The sequence below is a fragment of the Pseudoalteromonas sp. Z1A6 genome, assembly GCF_011378745.1.
In the GTDB taxonomy this organism is placed as follows: domain Bacteria; phylum Pseudomonadota; class Gammaproteobacteria; order Enterobacterales; family Alteromonadaceae; genus Pseudoalteromonas; species Pseudoalteromonas arctica.
Map to the genome: position 1 here is coordinate 1 of NZ_WTKW01000607.1, position 1,228 is coordinate 1,228.

The 1,228-nt window shown below is 33.7% G+C and carries 1 protein-coding gene; it reads left to right on the plus strand.

Features of this window, described 5'->3' with window-relative positions; genetic code table 11:
- Positions 1–219: 219 nt before the first annotated feature.
- Positions 220–939: a DUF6445 family protein gene (locus tag GQR46_RS19870; protein WP_007580474.1), complete on the plus strand. Its 720-nt coding sequence runs from the start codon at positions 220–222 to the stop codon at positions 937–939.
- Positions 940–1,228 lie beyond the last annotated feature (289 nt).

Here is a 1,228-nt window from a genome sequence, read left to right on the forward strand (position 1 = left end):
AAATTTACGATGTATAAAATTTTGGCTTAAATACTAATGTGACCATAGTTTTATAATGAAACACTAATAAACTATGCCCTCAGCCCTAATACAGAGCTGTAGGCAAAATAACGGTAGTAGCTTTGGGTATGCGCTAAGTAGAGTTTTATTATTCACTTTAAATGACTGTTAAGTAAATGTTATATTCTGAGCTGTTTTAATAAAATAAGTATTTTGACAATGTCATTTAAGCATCAGAAAGTTCCCAAGAGCGTTGTACTTCCAAGCGTCCCCTCCGACGCACCTGGTTTAAGGTATGAAAAGCCAGAACTAGGTAGTAACTATTGGGTTGTTGATGAGTTTTTTAAACATGAAGAAGCAATGGCTATTCGTTCTTCATGTTTAAAAAAAGAGGTTTGGAAGTACGGTAAGCCGTATACCAAAGAACTTTGGCCTGGAATGCGCACTCCTAATGCTCTAAATAGTAAACAGCTTAAAAAAATAGAAAAATATGTTAAGTCAGTTATCAAAAAAAATAAATTATGGGTTGCTGATTCCAATAAGGTTGTAGTTGATACCAATACTGCAATTTTAGTGGGGGCTGAAGAAGGGGCTTCTAGGCCTCATGTAGATAATCGTTATTTATGTAGATACGCTGCTGTTTTGTATTTAAATCCTGATCCAATTACCTCTGCCGGTACCTCTTTTTATCGTTTAAAGTATGCAAATGAAGCGGCAGGAGGAAATATTGTCGATCCTCCTTATGCTAACCTTGTTGATGCACTTAATGTAAGTAGCCTTCCATATAGCGCATGGTATAAAGACATAGATATTGAGAATCGCTTTAATCGTTTAATTATATTTAAAGGTAGTATTGTTCACAGTGCATCTGAGTATTTTGGAGATGATTTAAATACTAAAAGGCTGGCGATAACATTTTTTTGGATGTGCGAAGATTAATTAATAATTCTTTTTAGGCAGAAAAATCTTGTCGATAGTAAGGCAAAAATTTCGTTATTTAGTTGTTCTAAATGAGACGTTTTTAATGCAACTAGCGTTAGGTTTACTCCCTCAAAATGACTAAGTATTATTGCGCACTCTCTTCTATAAATAATATGTAGAGTGCTGTTTTTATAATTTATAAATAGCTTATTATTAAATGAATCATAAGCTATTATTTTTAAACGCTAGGGCATGTTGAACTTTGTGGATTGAAATTTGTTCAATCTAGGGGCGATTAAATCGCGGC